General features: G+C 69.9%; 15 protein-coding genes and 1 pseudogene. 9 read left to right on the top strand and 7 right to left on the bottom strand.

Translation table 11 applies throughout. From position 1 onward, the window contains the following. From ABT004_RS11485 to folE, 5 genes are all read left to right on the top strand, one after another. Window positions 1-1,149, top strand: coding sequence for an Rv3626c family coenzyme F420 biosynthesis-associated protein (locus ABT004_RS11485; protein ID WP_351334325.1), 1,149 nt, complete (start codon window positions 1-3; stop codon window positions 1,147-1,149). A gap of 224 nt (window positions 1,150-1,373) precedes the next feature. Next, window positions 1,374-2,372: a tRNA lysidine(34) synthetase TilS gene (gene tilS / locus ABT004_RS11480; protein WP_351334322.1), complete on the top strand. Its 999-nt coding sequence runs from the start codon at window positions 1,374-1,376 to the stop codon at window positions 2,370-2,372. A gap of 43 nt (window positions 2,373-2,415) precedes the next feature. Further along, on the top strand, window positions 2,416-2,976 hold the full coding sequence (gene hpt, locus ABT004_RS11475) for a hypoxanthine phosphoribosyltransferase (protein WP_351334320.1): 561 nt from the start codon (window positions 2,416-2,418) through the stop codon (window positions 2,974-2,976). A 223-nt stretch (window positions 2,977-3,199) separates the two neighbouring features. Next, window positions 3,200-5,215 (top strand): ATP-dependent zinc metalloprotease FtsH, encoded by a 2,016-nt coding sequence (gene ftsH / locus ABT004_RS11470; protein ID WP_351334474.1) that lies wholly within the window; start codon window positions 3,200-3,202, stop codon window positions 5,213-5,215. 120 nt (window positions 5,216-5,335) lie between these two features. Then, complete coding sequence (folE, locus tag ABT004_RS11465) at window positions 5,336-5,941, top strand: GTP cyclohydrolase I FolE (RefSeq protein ID WP_351334317.1); 606 nt, start codon at window positions 5,336-5,338, stop codon at window positions 5,939-5,941. A 51-nt stretch (window positions 5,942-5,992) separates the two neighbouring features. On the opposite strand, the gene ABT004_RS11460 is transcribed toward folE, so the two are convergent. The 7 genes and pseudogenes from ABT004_RS11460 to ABT004_RS11430 all read right to left on the bottom strand — a co-directional run bounded on the left by ABT004_RS11460 (window position 5,993) and on the right by ABT004_RS11430 (window position 11,381). Beyond that, window positions 5,993-6,475 (bottom strand): DUF3180 domain-containing protein, encoded by a 483-nt coding sequence (locus tag ABT004_RS11460; RefSeq protein WP_351334316.1) that lies wholly within the window; start codon window positions 6,473-6,475, stop codon window positions 5,993-5,995. A gap of 74 nt (window positions 6,476-6,549) precedes the next feature. Beyond that, window positions 6,550-7,149, bottom strand: coding sequence for a 2-amino-4-hydroxy-6-hydroxymethyldihydropteridine diphosphokinase (gene folK, locus ABT004_RS11455; RefSeq protein ID WP_351334313.1), 600 nt, complete (start codon window positions 7,147-7,149; stop codon window positions 6,550-6,552). Next, window positions 7,146-7,505 (bottom strand): dihydroneopterin aldolase, encoded by a 360-nt coding sequence (gene folB, locus ABT004_RS11450; RefSeq protein WP_267070060.1) that lies wholly within the window; start codon window positions 7,503-7,505, stop codon window positions 7,146-7,148. Before folB ends, folK begins: the two co-directional genes overlap by 4 nt. A gap of 236 nt (window positions 7,506-7,741) precedes the next feature. Further along, entirely contained in the window at window positions 7,742-8,263 is a 522-nt protein-coding gene (locus ABT004_RS11445) for a nuclear transport factor 2 family protein (RefSeq protein ID WP_351334309.1), read from the bottom strand. Then, window positions 8,260-9,123, bottom strand: a complete 864-nt coding sequence (folP, locus tag ABT004_RS11440) for a dihydropteroate synthase (RefSeq protein WP_351334306.1) — start codon at window positions 9,121-9,123, stop codon at window positions 8,260-8,262. The genes ABT004_RS11445 and folP overlap by 4 nt, the downstream gene beginning before the upstream one ends. A gap of 86 nt (window positions 9,124-9,209) precedes the next feature. Further along, window positions 9,210-10,076, bottom strand: a pseudogene (locus tag ABT004_RS11435) (phosphatidylglycerol lysyltransferase domain-containing protein); the annotation flags it as partial. A 150-nt stretch (window positions 10,077-10,226) separates the two neighbouring features. Next, window positions 10,227-11,381 carry an ABC transporter ATP-binding protein gene (locus ABT004_RS11430; protein ID WP_351334303.1) on the bottom strand — a complete coding sequence of 385 codons (1,155 nt, stop codon included), beginning with the start codon at window positions 11,379-11,381 and terminating at the stop codon, window positions 10,227-10,229. Between the two features lie 196 nt (window positions 11,382-11,577). On the opposite strand from ABT004_RS11430, the gene ABT004_RS11425 reads away from it, so the two are divergent. From ABT004_RS11425 to ABT004_RS11410, 4 genes are all read left to right on the top strand, one after another. Beyond that, window positions 11,578-12,327 carry an ABC transporter permease gene (locus ABT004_RS11425; RefSeq protein ID WP_351334301.1) on the top strand — a complete coding sequence of 250 codons (750 nt, stop codon included), beginning with the start codon at window positions 11,578-11,580 and terminating at the stop codon, window positions 12,325-12,327. Then, window positions 12,324-12,992 carry an ABC transporter permease gene (locus ABT004_RS11420; RefSeq protein ID WP_351334298.1) on the top strand — a complete coding sequence of 223 codons (669 nt, stop codon included), beginning with the start codon at window positions 12,324-12,326 and terminating at the stop codon, window positions 12,990-12,992. The genes ABT004_RS11425 and ABT004_RS11420 overlap by 4 nt, the downstream gene beginning before the upstream one ends. 89 nt (window positions 12,993-13,081) lie before the next feature. Further along, a complete protein-coding gene (locus tag ABT004_RS11415) occupies window positions 13,082-14,047 on the top strand; it encodes an ABC transporter substrate-binding protein (protein ID WP_351334295.1) in 966 nt (321 codons plus the stop codon). A 159-nt stretch (window positions 14,048-14,206) separates the two neighbouring features. Continuing rightward, the coding region (locus tag ABT004_RS11410) for a hypothetical protein (RefSeq protein ID WP_351334293.1) at window positions 14,207-15,180 on the top strand (974 nt) is incomplete at its 3' end.

Genomic DNA, 15,180 nt, shown 5'->3' with positions numbered 1-15,180 from the left:
ATGACGAGCCTCGGCGGTGCTGCATCTTCGGGAATGGTCGACTGGAACCTGGCGGTCGCGACGGCGACGCGACTTGTGCGACCAGGCCCCGAGGTCAGTCGGGACGAGGCCCGGGCGGTGGTCGCGGAACTGCGGCGGCACGCCAAGGCCTCTGAGGAGCACGTACGCGCGTACACGCGCATGGCGACCGACCCCGACCACGACACCCCGGTGCTCGTGGTCGACCGGCCCGGCTGGGTGAGGGCCAACGTCGCGGGCTTCCGCGAGGTCCTGCGGCCCCTGCTCGACAAGATGAACGAGCGGCGCGGTTCCGGTCCCGGGCCCGCGGTGCTCGGCGCGGTCGGCGGCAAGGTCACGGGCGTCGAACTCGGCATGCTGCTCTCGTTCCTGTCCTCCCGCGTCCTCGGCCAGTACGAGACCTTCGCCCCCGCCACGCGCGAGCTGCCCGCCGCGCCGAACGGCGGCGGCAGGCTCCTGCTCGTAGCGCCGAACATCGTGCACGTGGAGCGCGAACTCGACGTGGAACCACACGACTTCAGGCTCTGGGTCTGCCTCCACGAGGAGACGCACCGCACCCAGTTCACGGCCGTGCCCTGGCTGCGCGACCACCTGGAGGGCGAGATCCAGTCATTCCTCGAGGAGACCGAGGTCGACCCGACGACGTTCCTGGAGCGCGTACGGGAAGCGGCTCAATCCCTCGCGGGAGGGCGCCCCGAGGGCGAGGAGGACGACGGTGGGCGCTCACTCGTCGAGCTCGTGCAGACCCCGGCGCAGCGCGACATCCTGGCCCGCCTCACCGCCGTGATGTCGCTGCTCGAAGGGCACGCGGACTACGTGATGGACGGCGTGGGCCCGGCCGTCGTGCCGTCCGTCGAGGAGATCCGCGAGAAGTTCCAACAGCGCAGGCAGAAGGGCGCCTCACGGCTCGACCTGGCCCTGCGCAAGCTGCTCGGTCTCGACGCCAAGCTGCGTCAGTACCGCGACGGCGAGAAGTTCGTACGGGCCGTCGTCGACGAGGTCGGCATGGACGGCTTCAACCGCGTGTGGACATCTCCCAACACGCTGCCGACGAAGGCGGAGATCGCCAAACCGGCGGACTGGGTCGCGCGGGTGCACAACAAGTCGGACGGCGCTCACGAAGCCCCGTAAGGCACGCCCATAATTGCCCAGGATCACCCATCCGAGGGACCGTAGGCCGTGGGCTGGCGTGCAATGCTCGGGGAACCGCTCGGCTCTGTCACCATCGACACACTCTGCGTGACCGATCTCACCCGGTCACCGTTGAGCGATTGAGCCGGGTCAGCCGGCGCTGGTCCGGTTCGAGTTGTCCAGCAGCGCCCACCCCCCAGACAACGGAATGAAGGGAACCGGACATGGGTCCCCATCCTGCGGTCGCGGCGATACGCCTGGCGGTCCGCCGCGTCCTCCACGACATCCTGAACGACTCCAAGCCGGACGCCGAGCCCGTGGTGCTCGTCGCCTGCTCCGGCGGAGCCGACTCCATGGCCCTCGCCTCCGCCCTCGCCTTCGAGGCCCCCAAACTCGGCATCCGCGCCGGTGGCATCACCGTCGACCACGGCCTGCAGCCCGGCTCCGACGCCCGGGCCGAGGACGTCGTCCTGCGCCTGGGTGCCCTCGGCCTGAAGCCCGTCGAGTCCGTCGCCGTCGACGTGGGCCGCGGCGGTGGCCCCGAAGCCGCCGCCCGCGACGCCCGCTACGCCGCCCTCGACGCCGCCGCCGACAGCCACGGCGCCGCCGCCGTCCTGCTCGGCCACACCCGCGACGACCAGGCCGAGACGGTCCTGCTCGGCCTCGCCCGCGGCTCCGGCATCCGCTCCCTGTCCGGGATGGCCGCGATGTCGGGCACCGGCGGCCGCTACCGACGGCCCTTCCTCACGCTCGACCGGCAGACCGCCCGCAAGGCCTGCCTCGTCCAGCACCTGCCTGTCTGGGACGACCCGCACAACGTTGATCCGGCCTACACCAGGTCCAGACTCCGGCACGAGGGGCTGCCCGCCCTGGAGAAGGCGCTCGGCAAGGGCGTCGTCGAGGCTCTCGCCCGTACGGCCCAGCTGTCGCGTGACGACGCCGACGCGCTCGACACCTGGGCCAGGGACGCCGCCGAGTCCGTACGGGACGCGGCGGGGCTCCTCGAATGCGCCAAGTTGTACGCGCTGCCGCCCGCCGTACGTCGCAGAATCCTGCGCAGGACGGCCATCGAGGCCGGCGCCCCGGCCGGTGCGCTGTTCGCCCGGCACATCGAGGAGGTCGACCGCCTGATCACGGGGTGGCGGGGCCAGGGAGAGATCAATCTGCCGGGCAAAGTTCTCGCTCAGCGGCAGGGTGGCAGACTGGTCATCCGGCAAGGCTGACTCGACGGTCACGTCGCGGCGGCCGGTGGGACGACCGAAAGTGATGCGGGTGGACGCGAAAGACATGGGCACCGACCTAGAGTCGGTGCTCATCACCAAGGAAGAGATCGACGCGAAGCTGGCGGAGCTGGCCGCGAAGGTCGACGCGGAGTACGCGGGCAAGGACCTGCTGATCGTCGGGGTCCTCAAGGGCGCCGTCATGGTCATGGCCGATCTGGCTCGTGCCCTGTCCACCCCGCTCACCATGGACTGGATGGCGGTGTCCTCGTACGGCTCGGGCACCCAGTCCTCCGGCGTGGTGCGGATCCTCAAGGACCTCGACACCGACATCAAGGACAAGCACGTCCTGATCGTCGAGGACATCATCGACTCCGGTCTGACGCTGTCCTGGCTGCTCACCAACCTCGGCTCGCGCGAGCCCGCCTCCCTCGAGGTGTGCACGCTGCTGCGCAAGCCGGAGGCGGCCAAGGTCGACATCGACGTGAAGTGGGTCGGCTTCGACATCCCGAACGAGTTCGTGGTCGGTTACGGCCTGGACTACGCGGAGAAGTACCGGAACCTGCCGTTCGTCGGCACCCTCGCGCCGCACGTCTATGGCGGCTGAGGAGTCGTCAGTCCTGATCGCGGGGACGGGAACCCTCACGGGGTCCCCGCCGTTGGAGCATGCGAAGGGCAGATTCCCGGTCATCCCCTGCGGCTTCGGGTGACAATGCTGGGGTACCGTCCGAAGAACAGTTCTTCAAATAGCTACAACAGCACCAACAGCTGCAAACAGCCTTATCAAACTCACTATGGCAGGAGGGACGGGGCGGCTCCGCTCCGTATGGATGGACGTGAAGCGATACTTCCGTGGGCCGGTCATGTGGATCGTGCTGGCCGTCCTTGCCGTGGTCGTGTTGATGCAGGTCGTCGGTTCGTCCGGCGGCTACAAGACAGTGGACACCGGCCAGGTAATTCAGGCCATCAACGACAACAAGGTGGAATCGGCCAAGCTGACCACCGGCGATGAAGACACCATCAAGGTCGAGCTGAAGGGCGACCAGAAGGTCGACGGCTCGAACAAGATCCAGGCCAGCTACATCGGCGACCAGGGCGTCGACGTGGCCAAGAGTCTCCAGGCCAAGTTCGAGGACAAGCAGATCCCTGACGGGTACACCGTCTCCCCGTCGAAGCAGAACCCCTTCGTGGGCATCCTGCTCTCGCTGCTGCCCTTCGTGCTCATCGTCGTCGTGTTCCTGTTTCTGATGAACCAGATGCAGGGCGGCGGCTCCAAGGTCATGCAGTTTGGCAAGTCCAAGGCCAAGCTCATCACCAAGGACACCCCCAAGACGACGTTCTCCGACGTCGCCGGCAGCGACGAGGCCGTCGAGGAGCTCTACGAGATCAAGGAGTTCCTCCAGGAGCCGGCCAAGTTCCAGGCGGTCGGCGCCAAGATCCCCAAGGGCGTACTCCTGTACGGCCCGCCCGGAACGGGCAAGACGCTGCTCGCGCGTGCTGTCGCGGGTGAGGCCGGCGTCCCGTTCTACTCGATCTCCGGTTCCGACTTCGTCGAGATGTTCGTCGGTGTCGGTGCCTCCCGTGTCCGCGACCTCTTCGAGCAGGCCAAGGCGAACGCTCCGGCGATCGTCTTCGTCGACGAGATCGACGCGGTCGGCCGGCACCGTGGTGCCGGACTCGGCGGTGGGCACGACGAGCGCGAGCAGACGCTCAACCAGCTGCTCGTCGAGATGGACGGCTTCGACGTGAAGGGCGGCGTCATCCTGATCGCCGCCACGAACCGGCCCGACATCCTCGACCCGGCGCTGCTGCGTCCCGGCCGTTTCGACCGCCAGATCGCGGTCGACCGTCCGGACATGCAGGGCCGTCTGGAGATCCTCAAGGTTCACCAGAAGGGCAAGCCGGTCGCTCCGGACGTCGACCTGTCGGCCGTCGCCCGCCGTACGCCGGGCTTCACCGGTGCCGATCTCTCCAACGTGCTGAACGAGGCCGCGCTGCTCACGGCCCGCTCGGACCGGAAGCTGGTCGACAACCAGATGCTCGACGAGGCGATCGACCGTGTGGTCGCGGGCCCGCAGAAGCGGACCCGGATCATGTCGGACAAGGAAAAGAAGATCACCGCGTACCACGAGGGCGGTCACGCCCTGGTCGCGGCGGCCTCGCCGAACTCCGACCCGGTCCACAAGATCACGATCCTGTCCCGTGGCCGCGCGCTCGGGTACACGATGGTGCTTCCGGAAGAGGACAAGTACTCGACCACGCGCAACGAGATGCTCGACCAGCTCGCGTACATGCTGGGCGGGCGCGCGGCCGAGGAGCTCGTCTTCCACGACCCGACCACGGGCGCTGCGAACGACATCGAGAAGGCCACCAGCACGGCCCGCGCGATGGTCACGCAGTACGGCATGACCGAGCGGCTCGGCGCGATCAAGTTCGGCGGTGACAACTCCGAGCCCTTCGTGGGCCGCGAGATGGGTCACCAGCGCGACTACTCGGAAGAGGTCGCCGCGCTCGTCGACGAAGAGGTCAAGAAGCTCATCGAGACCGCGCACAACGAGGCCTGGGAGATCCTCGTCGAGAACCGCGACGTTCTCGACAACCTGGTCCTCGCGCTGCTCGAGAAGGAGACGCTGAACAAGGAGCAGATCGCCGAGATCTTCACTCCGATCGTGAAGCGCCCGGCCCGCCCCGCGTGGACCGGCTCCAACCGCCGTACCCCCTCGACCCGCCCGCCGGTGCTCTCCCCCAAGGAGCTCTCACTGACGAACGGTGCGAACGGAACGGCGCCCGCCATCGAGACCACCACCCCGGTGGACACGGTGAAGGAAGAGCGCCCCGAGAGCTGAACCGGCCCTCATTGGGCAGGCCAGACCCGGAATGCAGGCCGCGTCCCCCACGCTTTACGGTGTGGGGGACGCGGCCTTTGCGCTGCCGCGCGGCGATGTGAGTAGAGAAAGAGGCACCAGATGACCGACCCGGTGACGCTGGACGGTGAGGGCTCGATCGGCGAGTTCGACGAGAAGCGGGCCGAGAACGCCGTGCGTGAACTGCTCATCGCGGTCGGCGAGGACCCGGACCGCGAGGGCCTCCGGGAGACTCCGGGGCGGGTCGCCCGCGCGTACAAGGAGATATTCGCGGGCCTGTGGCAGCAGCCCGAGGACGTCCTGACGACGACGTTCGACCTGGGGCACGACGAGATGGTCCTGGTGAAGGACATCGAGGTGCAGTCGAGCTGTGAGCACCATCTGGTCCCATTCGTGGGCGTCGCGCACGTCGGCTATATTCCGTCCGCCGACGGCAAGATCACGGGCCTGTCGAAGCTGGCCCGGCTGGTCGACGTGTACGCCCGCCGCCCGCAGGTGCAGGAGCGGCTGACGACGCAGATCGCGGACTCCCTGATGGAGATCCTCGAGCCGCGCGGCGTCATCGTCGTCGTGGAGTGCGAGCACATGTGCATGTCGATGCGCGGGGTGCGCAAGCCCGGCGCGAAGACGATCACGTCCGCGGTGCGTGGCCAGCTGCGCGACCCCGCGACCCGCAGCGAGGCGATGAGCCTGATCATCGGGCGCTGATGCGCTGATGCGCTGATGCGCTGATGCGCGGTTCGGGGCGAGCGGCAGCGCCTAGGCGGCCGGTGCCGCCTGCTCGGGGTCCTCGTCCTCCGGGAGTTTGCAGACGCGCTCCAGGAAGATGGCCGCCGCGACGACGGCGACCCCGGTCAGTACCGAGAGTCCGGCGTAGATCGCCTGGTCGCGGTGGGCCGGGACGTCCAGGGACTCCAGGAGGAAGACGCCGGTGCCGCCGTACATGCCGGTCACGAGGGCCGCGACGAGGGCGCTGGCCTGACCGAAGACCAGGGCGCGCGCCGCCATCATGGGGTCGACGCCCTTGGCCTCGGGGCGGCGCTCCCGCTGCGCGCGCAGCCGGGAGCGCAGGGACAGGGCCGTCGCGAGCAGCACGACGGCGATCACGGCGAGCACGATGGGCGCGGCCAGCGGGACCTTCGGCAGTGTGCCCAGCGAGTCCCACAGGCGGGCGCCCGCCCAGGACAGCACTCCGGCGACGGCGAAGAGGCCGACCAGTGTCCTGATGCGCAGTTGCTTCATCCCGGTTGGTCGCCCCTCGTCCGTCTTGGCCCAGCTGCCCGTGGCCGTTAATCGTGTCCGGTAGACCCTAACGATTACTCGGGCAGGCGGAGTTCCAGGTCGACGCGCGGCGCGACGCCCGCGCGGGTCACGGAGTCGAGCAGTTCGGTGACCGCGCCGTGCCCCGGAAGCTGGGCCTCCGGCTCCACGTCGTGCCAGGGGACGAGCACGAAGGCCCGCTCGTGGGCGCGCGGGTGGGGGAGCGTGAGGTAAGGATCGTCCGAGACCACATCGGCGTACGCGACGATGTCCACGTCGATGGTGCGGGCGCCCCAGCGCTCGTCCCGCACCCGGTGGAAGGCTTCCTCGACGGCGTGCGCGCGCTCCAGGAGCGAGGCGGGCGGCAGCGTCGTCTTCAGGACGACGACGGCGTTGAAGTACGAGGGCTGGCTGTCCGGGGCGACGCCCCAGGGATCCGTCTCGTACACGGGCGAGACGGCCTTGACGCGGACTCCGGGGGTGTCCTCCAGGGCGTCGACGGCGCCCTGGAGGGTCTCCAGGCGGTTGCCCAGGTTCGCGCCGAGGGAGATCACGGCGCGCTTGGGGTTGGAGAGCGTGGTGTCGGCTGCGTCGACCTGCTCCACCACGGCGGTCGGGACCGGCTGGACGGTCGGGTCGAACGGAGTTTTGTTCATACTCGGCTCCGGGTGATGGTGACGGTCACGTCGTCGAAGGGCACGGTGATCGGCGCGTCCGGCTTGTGGACGCAGACCTCGACCTCCTGGACGCCTTCGTGTTTCAGGCATGTCTGGGCGATGCGCTCGGCGAGGGTCTCGATGAGATCCACCGGGTCGCCCGCGACGACGGCCACGACCTCCTCCGCCACGATGCCGTAGTGCACGGTCTTCGCCAGGTCGTCGTCGGCCGCGGCCGCTCGTGTGTCCAGGCCGAGCACCAGGTCCACGATGAAGGTCTGGCCTTCCTCGCGTTCCTTGGGGAAAACGCCATGGTGCCCACGGGCCTTGAGGCCGCGCAGCGCGACACGATCCACGCGAATCACTCCTGCTGTCGTCGTTGAAGGCCGGTCACATCGATGTGCGGTCGATGTCCCGGCCTCGATCGAATCTACCCGCGAGCACTGACAGCACCGGTCCGCGGGGGCTATGACTGATCCCACCCGGCACACCCGCCGCAGCCTGCGCTCTCGGCTGGTAGCCGCCCATACCCAGGCGGTCGAGAGCCCAACCCCACATGAGGATCACGGGCTCCGTGGGGACGCCTACCCGCTCAGGCGGGTGAGTCGCCGTCCTCCGCGTCGCCCATCTCGTCGGATTCGGCATCCGATTCGGCGAGCACGGGGGAGGCGTGGTGCGACCAGATCTTCCAGCCGTCGCGGGTGCGCCGGAACACATTGGTGGCGACGACGCGCTGGCCGACGAGCGGGCCGAGTTCGTCGCCCTCCTTGGGGGCGGGGCCGCCGCTGAGGATGTTCTCCGTGCAGGTCACCAGGGCGGTGTCGGCGACGACGCTGATGTGCACGTCGGTCAGGAAGAACTGGATGTACTCGGTGTTCGCCATGATCAGCGCGTACGAGCGCAGCACCTCGCCCCGGCCCGTGAGCACCGGCCAGCCGGGGTGCACGCAGCTGACGGAGGTGTCCTCGGCCTCGTCCGGGTCGGCGTCCTCGTCGTAGTCGACGTCCTCGGGGGCGAGCCACAGGGCGGTGAGTTCCTCGAAGGCGCCGCGTTCGACGGCTTCGTAGTAGGTGCGGTTGGCGGTGTCGACGGCTAGGACGTCGGCCTCGGTCACTGGGCTCCTTCGACCGCGCGTGCCACGCGGACGGCGTCGGCGGTGGCCCGCACTTCGTGGACGCGCACGGCCCAGGCGCCCGCCTGCGCGGCGAGCGCGGAGACGGCGGCGGTGGCGGCGTCGCGCTCGCGGGCGGGCGGCGGCGCGCCCTGCTCGCCGGCCAGTACATGGCCGAGGAACCGCTTGCGGGAGGCCGCGACGAGGACCGGGTGGCCGAGCGCGTGCAGCCGGTCGAGGTGGGCGAGCAGGGAGAGGTCGTGCTCGGCGTTCTTGGAGAAGCCGAGGCCCGGGTCGACGACGATGCGGTCGGGGGCGATGCCGCCCTCGATGGCGGCCCGCACGCGCGCGTGGAGCTCGTTCACGACTTCGGAGACGACGTCCTCGTACGTACCGGGCACATTGGTGCCCGCCAGGAGGCCGCGCCAGTGCATCACCACGAAGGGCGCACCCGTGGCGGCGACGACCGGGACCATCTCCGGGTCGGAGAGGCCGCCGCTCACATCGTTGACCAGGGAGGCGCCCGCGGCGAGGGACTGCTCGGCGACGGAGGCCCGCATGGTGTCGACCGAGATCGTCACGCCTTCGGAGGCCAGTCCTCGTACGACGGGGATGACGCGCCTGAGCTCCTCGTCCTCGTCGACACGGCTGGCGCCCGGGCGGGTGGACTCGCCGCCGACGTCCACGAGGTCGGCGCCCTCGGCGACCAGGTCGAGGCCGTGCTTGATCGCGGCGGTCGTGTCGAACCAGCGGCCGCCGTCCGAGAACGAGTCCGGCGTCACATTGACGACGCCCATGACCGCGCAGCGGTCCCAAACGGGGAGGTTGGCTACGTGGCCACGGCGGACCTGCGACGTGCTCATGGCCTCAAGCCTAGGCCCTTCGCGGCGGGCCGGATCTCGCGGCTTCGGCGGCCCTGGAAGGTGCCGCCGCTTTCGTGGCGGGGCCGCGCGGTGAGTCCGGTCTCGCGGGTCCAGACCGCGCACCCCGTCTCGGAGCAGTCCGTGACGGCCGGCGTCCAGGAGCGGGTCCGCGCCTCGTCCATGAAGCGCTCCATGGCTCCCGGCCAGGCCTCTACGTCACCCAGGGGGTCGCCCTTGGCCAGCATCACGCCCGAGACGACCCGGTAGTGGACCGCCGCCTTGCCGCTGGGCGAGAACACGATCCCCTTGCCTCGGGCGGCCGGGTCCTCGGGGCGGAACGCGAGGTAGAGCGTGGTCAGTGCGGTGATCAGGCCGAGGGCGCCGAGCGAGAGGGCGACCGTGTGCGCCGCGCCGCCTACGTAGACGAGCGGCCCCTCCATGCCGAGCAGACCGCACAGGACGTGCTCCAGGCGGTCCACGATGCTCGGGCCGCCGACGAGCCGCTCCGGGTGCGCGCTGACCACGGCGAGGCCGATCAGCAGTGAACCGGCGCCCAGGAGCACGAAGTTGGCCAGGGCGCGCCATCGGCCGCGGGGGTCGGGCGGCGCGTCGAACCGCTTCCGGTCGCGTATCAGGAGCCACAGCGGAACCAGGGACAGGGCGACGCCGACGGCCCCCACGAGCGAGTCCCGGTACGCGAGTTGCCCGGCAGCGCCGAGCGGCAGCAGTGCCGTCACCGCCCACCAGGCCCGCCGCTCGCGCCGCCGCAGCATGCGCGCGAGCAGGACGAGCAGAACGCCGCTGCCGAGCGTGAGGGCGGCGGCGTACGGGCCGAGCGGACCCGGCAGCGCCTCCGTGACGGCGCCCGTGCGGCTGCGCGTGAGCCGTGGCAGGACACCGGCCGCGATGTCCGCGCCACCGGCCAGGAGACAGGCGTCCGCGATCCGACGCATCCCCACGTCTCCTCCTGCCGCTCGCTCCGCGAGGCATGTGAACACGGTGCGAATGCCGCATCCGTGACGTACGACCTGTAGGACGGAAGCGGAGCGACCCGGGTTCACTCGTGAACGGCGGACATGGCGGACTCATAGGATTCAGCGGACTCAGGGGAGGAGTTGCTCCACCGTCTCCAGGTCGACCTCCGCGCGCGTGATGTCGCGGGAGTCCGCGGCCGTGGAGCGGCGCAGGGCCTCGTGTAGGCGGGCCGGGGTGAGTACGCCGAGGAAGCGGCCCTGGCTCTGTTCGTCGATGACCGCGATCCAGCCCGCGTCGTGCTGGAGCATCGTCGCGAACGCCTGCTTGAGCGGGGCGCCCACGGGCAGCCAGGCCTCCATGCGGCGCGCGTGCTCCCGCACGGAGCCGGTGCCCACGCGTGCGTGCTCGGCGGAGATCCAGCCGTGCAGGTTGTTGTCGTGGTCCAGGACGACGGCCCAGCGGGCGTCGAGCTCCTTGGGCAGCGGGTCGTCGAGGTGCACGACGGGCGGCTGCTCCAGGTCGCCCTCCTCGATGGGCGTCACGGAGAGGCGCTTGAGGCCGCGGTCGGCGCCCACGAAGTCGGCCACGTAGTCGGTGGCGGGTGTGCCCAGGACCGCCGACGGGGTGTCGTACTGCTCGATACGGCCATCTCCGTAGACGGCGATACGGTCGCCGAGGCGGACGGCCTCCTCCATGTCGTGCGTGACGAACAGGACGGTCTTGCCGAGCGTCTGCTGCAGGCGCAGGAACTCGGTCTGCAGGTGCTCGCGCACCACGGGGTCGACCGCGCCGAACGGCTCGTCCATCAGCAGGACGGGCGGGTCGGCCGCCAGGGCCCGTGCCACGCCCACCCGCTGGCGCTGCCCGCCGGAGAGCTGCTCGGGGTAGCGCTCGCCGAACACCTTCGGGTCCAGGCCCACCAGGTCGAGCAACTCCGCCGCCCGTTCCCTGGCCTTGGCGCGCTTCACGCCCAGCAGGTGCGGCACGGTCGCGGTGTTGTCGAGGACCGACTTGTGCGGGAACAGGCCGACCTGCTGGATCACGTAGCCGATGCGGCGGCGCAGTTGGACCGGGTCGACCCCGGATATGTCGTCGCCGTCGAGGAGTATCCGGCCCGCGGTGGGTTCGATGAGCCGGTTCACCATCTTCATCGTCGTGGTCTTGCCGCAGCCCGACGGGCCGACGAGCGTGACCAGTTCGCCCTCGTTCACCTCGAAGGACAGATCGTCGACGGCGGTGGTGCCGTCCGCGTACCGCTTGCTGACGTGCTCGAACCGGATCATGGGACCCCATTCTGCCGGGACACGGCCCGGTTGTGGATGCCCCGGTGAGGCAGTCATGTGAAGGCCGTGTTGCGTCCCTCCCCCGGGCCTCGGCCATTGTCAGTGGGCCGGGCTAGGGTCGTCGGCAGTTGGAAAACGTGCGTGCGGCTGTGCGGCCGGCTGACATACGTTCGGGGAATCGGGGGAGGTGGCCGGCGTGAGCGAGCAGAGCTGTCTCGTGGCCAATGACTGGGTGTGCGGGGAGTATGTGCGCACCCGCGGTCAGGAGTTGGTCGACGCGACCGTCCAGCATCTGGGCATCACGGCGGCGTCGGTGGTCATCGGCGTCCTTATCTCCTTCCCGCTCGCGCTGCTCGCCCGGCGCGCACGCGCCTTCGCGGGGCCGGTGCTCGGCGTGACTACGGTGCTCTACTCGGTCCCCTCGCTCGCGATGTTCTCGCTGCTGCTGCCCCTGTTCGGGCTCTCGGTCGCGCTGGTGATCACGGGGCTCGTGCTCTACTCCCTGACGATCCTCGTGCGGAACATGCTGGCGGGCCTGCAGGCGGTCCCGCAGGAGGCGAGAGAGGCCGCGCGCGGGATGGGGTACGGCCCGCTGCGGCTGCTGTGGGAGGTCGAACTTCCGCTGGCGCTCCCGGCGATGCTCGCCGGAGTGCGGATCGCGACGGTCTCCACGGTGGCGATGACGACGGTCGGCTCGATCGTGGACTACGGCGGGCTCGGCACGCTGATCGTGGGTGGCCTGCAGAGCGACTTCAAGGCGCAGGTGCTCACCGCGTCCGTGCTGTGCGTGCTGCTCGCGGTCCTGGCGGACCTGCTGCTGCTCGGCGTGCAGCGGTGGCTGACGCCGTGGACGAGGGTGGGGGCGCCGGTGCGGGGCGGGTTCCGAATACGGGGGCTCCGCGGCCGCGACGACGTGGCGCGCGCCGAGCCGGAGAAGGTGGCATGAACGCGATATCGGGGGCCTGGGACTGGCTGGCCACGAGCGCCAACTGGCAAGGGGAGAAGGGGGTGTGGCACCGCCTCGCCGAGCACCTGTACTTCTGCGGTGTCGCGCTCGCCGTCTCCTGCCTGATCGCCCTGCCGCTGGCCCTGTGGCTCGGACACAAGGGCAGGGGCGGCGCGCTCGCCATCAACATCTCGAACGTGGGGCGGGCGGTTCCGACGCTGGCCGTCCTCGTACTGCTCACGCTCACCCCGCTCGGCCGGCACGGCGATGTGCCGACGCTGATCGCGCTGGTGCTGTTCGCGGTGCCGCCGCTGCTCACCAACGCGTACGTGGGGATGCGCGAGGTCGACCGGTCGGTGGTGGAGGCCGCGCGCGGTATGGGCATGAGCGGCCGCCAGGTCTTCGCCCGCGTCGAACTTCCGCTGGCGTACCCGCTGGTGATGACCGGGCTGCGGTCCGCGGGGGTGCAGGTGATCGCGACGGCGACGCTGGCGGCGATGGCCGGTGAGGGCGGGCTCGGCCGGATCATCACGGCGGGGTTCAACCTTCAGGACACGCCGCAGGTGGTCGCCGGGGCGGTGCTCGTGGCCGCGCTCGCGCTGGCCGCGGAGGGCCTGTTCGTCGCGGTGGGGTGGGCCTTCGACCCCATGCGGAGGCGGGCGTGACCCATGGTCCGGGACCGGGCCGCGGGACTGGGCCATGGGCCCGAGGACTTGTGTTTGTTGTCAGTTCCGGCAGTGCGACGAGGAGAGCGATGAACAGCAGAACGCGTCGAGTGGCCCTGGCGGCCGTGACCGTGGGTGCGCTGACCGCGGGGCTCACCGCGTGCGGTGGCGACAGCCTCGAGGGCAAGGACGATGCGGGCGCGTCGGGTGGTGGCGGGAAGGGCAAGGTCGTCATTGGCGCCGCCCGTTTCACCGAGGCCAAGGTGCTCGGTGAGCTGTACCGGCAGATATTGGCCGACGCCGGGTACGACGCGTCGGTCAAGACGGTGGAGAACCGCGAGATCTACGAACCGCAGCTCGCCAAGGGCGCCATCGACGTGGTGCCCGAATACGCGGCGACGCTCGCCGAATTCCTCAACCTGAAGGAGAACGGGCCGAAGGCGAAGCCGGTCGCGTCGAGCGATGTCGACGCCACGGTGACCGCGCTGCGCAAGCTGGCCGAGCCGCAGGGGCTGAAGGTTCTGGACGCGGGAGAGGCCGTTGATCAGAACGCGTTCGCGGTGAGCAAGGATTTCGCCCAGAAGCACAAGTTGAAGACTCTTTCGGATCTTGGCAAGTCGGGCCAGAAGGTGAAGATCGCGGCCGGTGACGAATGCGAGACCCGGCCGTTCTGCGCGCCGGGACTCAAGAAGTCGTACGGGATCGATGTCACGGGAATCGACCCCAAGGGCGTCGGTACCACGCAGTCGAAGCAGGCGGTGAAGAACGGCACGGACCAGCTGGTCCTGACGACCACGACGGACGCGACGCTGGAGAACTTCGGGCTCGTTCTTCTGAAGGACGACAAGAAGCTGCAGAACGCGGACAACATCGTTCCGGTCGTGAACACCAAGGATGCGGGCGACAAGAAGATTGCCGATGCCCTCGGGAAGTTGACGAAGACGCTCACGACCGATGATCTCGTCGAGCTGAACCGGAAGGTCGACGCCGAGCGGCAGAAGGAAGGCGATGTCGCGAAGGAGTATCTGGAAGCCAAGGGTCTCGTCGCGAAATGATCTTGAAACTTGGGCTCCGCCGATTGGCTCCTGCCGAGAGGGCCTCAGGGCGCTAAGTGACCTTGTGGGCACGAGAGTTAGGTGGTTTCTGTGACAGGTGTGTCCGAATTTTGCCGGGCGGGGCTTCGCGATTTGCCTACGCGCGGTAAGTTTCTGGCCATGCCACGTGGACGCCACCGCCATTCTCCGCCCCTGCACCGCCTTCTGCCTCCGACGGTGATCGCCGGTGTGCCTCTCGTCTGTGCGGGGGCCGCCTGGCTGTCCGAGGATCCGCTCGTCCTGAGGGGCGTCGCCGCGGCGGCCGCCGCGGCGGCGGTGGTCGGTGCCGTGGTGATGCGCCGCTGGGACCGGCTCGCCGGCAAGCGGGTCGCCGAGCTGACGCGCGGTGCCGCGAGCGAGCGGTGGCGGCACGAGGAGGCCGTGGCGGAGCTGGAGGGCGATCTCGACGAGTCGCGTGAGCTGCGCACCCGCCTGGAGGGCAAGCTGCGGGCCAAGCGGGCCGAACTCGCCGCGCTGCGGGGCGAGCACGCGGCGCTGCTGCGGCGGTATGCGAACGCGGAGACGGAGCGGGCCAGCGCGCTCGAGGGACGGCGCCGGCTCGCGATAGAGGCCGCCGCCCCGGCGAAGGCGCTGCCGCCCGTGTCCCCGGCCGTGCCGGGCCCGCCGACCCCGGAGATGTACCGGCGGGCCAATGCCGCGCTCAAGCATCTCGCGCGGCCCGAACCGGCGGCGCCCACCACGGAGGAGGCCGATTCGCGGGGGAAGTCCGAGGCGGCGGCCGGCCACTACACCGTGCCTGCCGCCGCGATGGTCGTACCCGCGGCACCCGTGCGAAAGGTCCCCCAGGGCGGTTTCGACTTCTTCGGCGCGGGGCGCTCCGTGCACGGCCAGGAAGACCTGGCGGATGTCGTGGGGGAGGAGCTGGCGGCGGAGGTCGCGGCCGAGGTCGACCAGGCGGACGAACCGGAGGCCGGGTCGCAGCCCCGGGTCGAGGCCGAGGACAGTGGCAGCGCCGACGACACCGAGGCCTCCGAGGCTCCCGAAGACGCCGAGCGCGAGCAGCAGGTCATCGACCTGACCGCGCATGACGAGACGGAGCAGATCGACATGGGCGAGCTGAGGTCGGCGCTTCA

It is taken from the genome of Streptomyces sp. NPDC002790 (assembly GCF_040295505.1).
Lineage (GTDB): Bacteria > Actinomycetota > Actinomycetes > Streptomycetales > Streptomycetaceae > Streptomyces.
The sequence above is the reverse complement of the archived record's forward strand: the minus strand, read 5'-3'. Positions and strand labels throughout refer to the sequence as shown.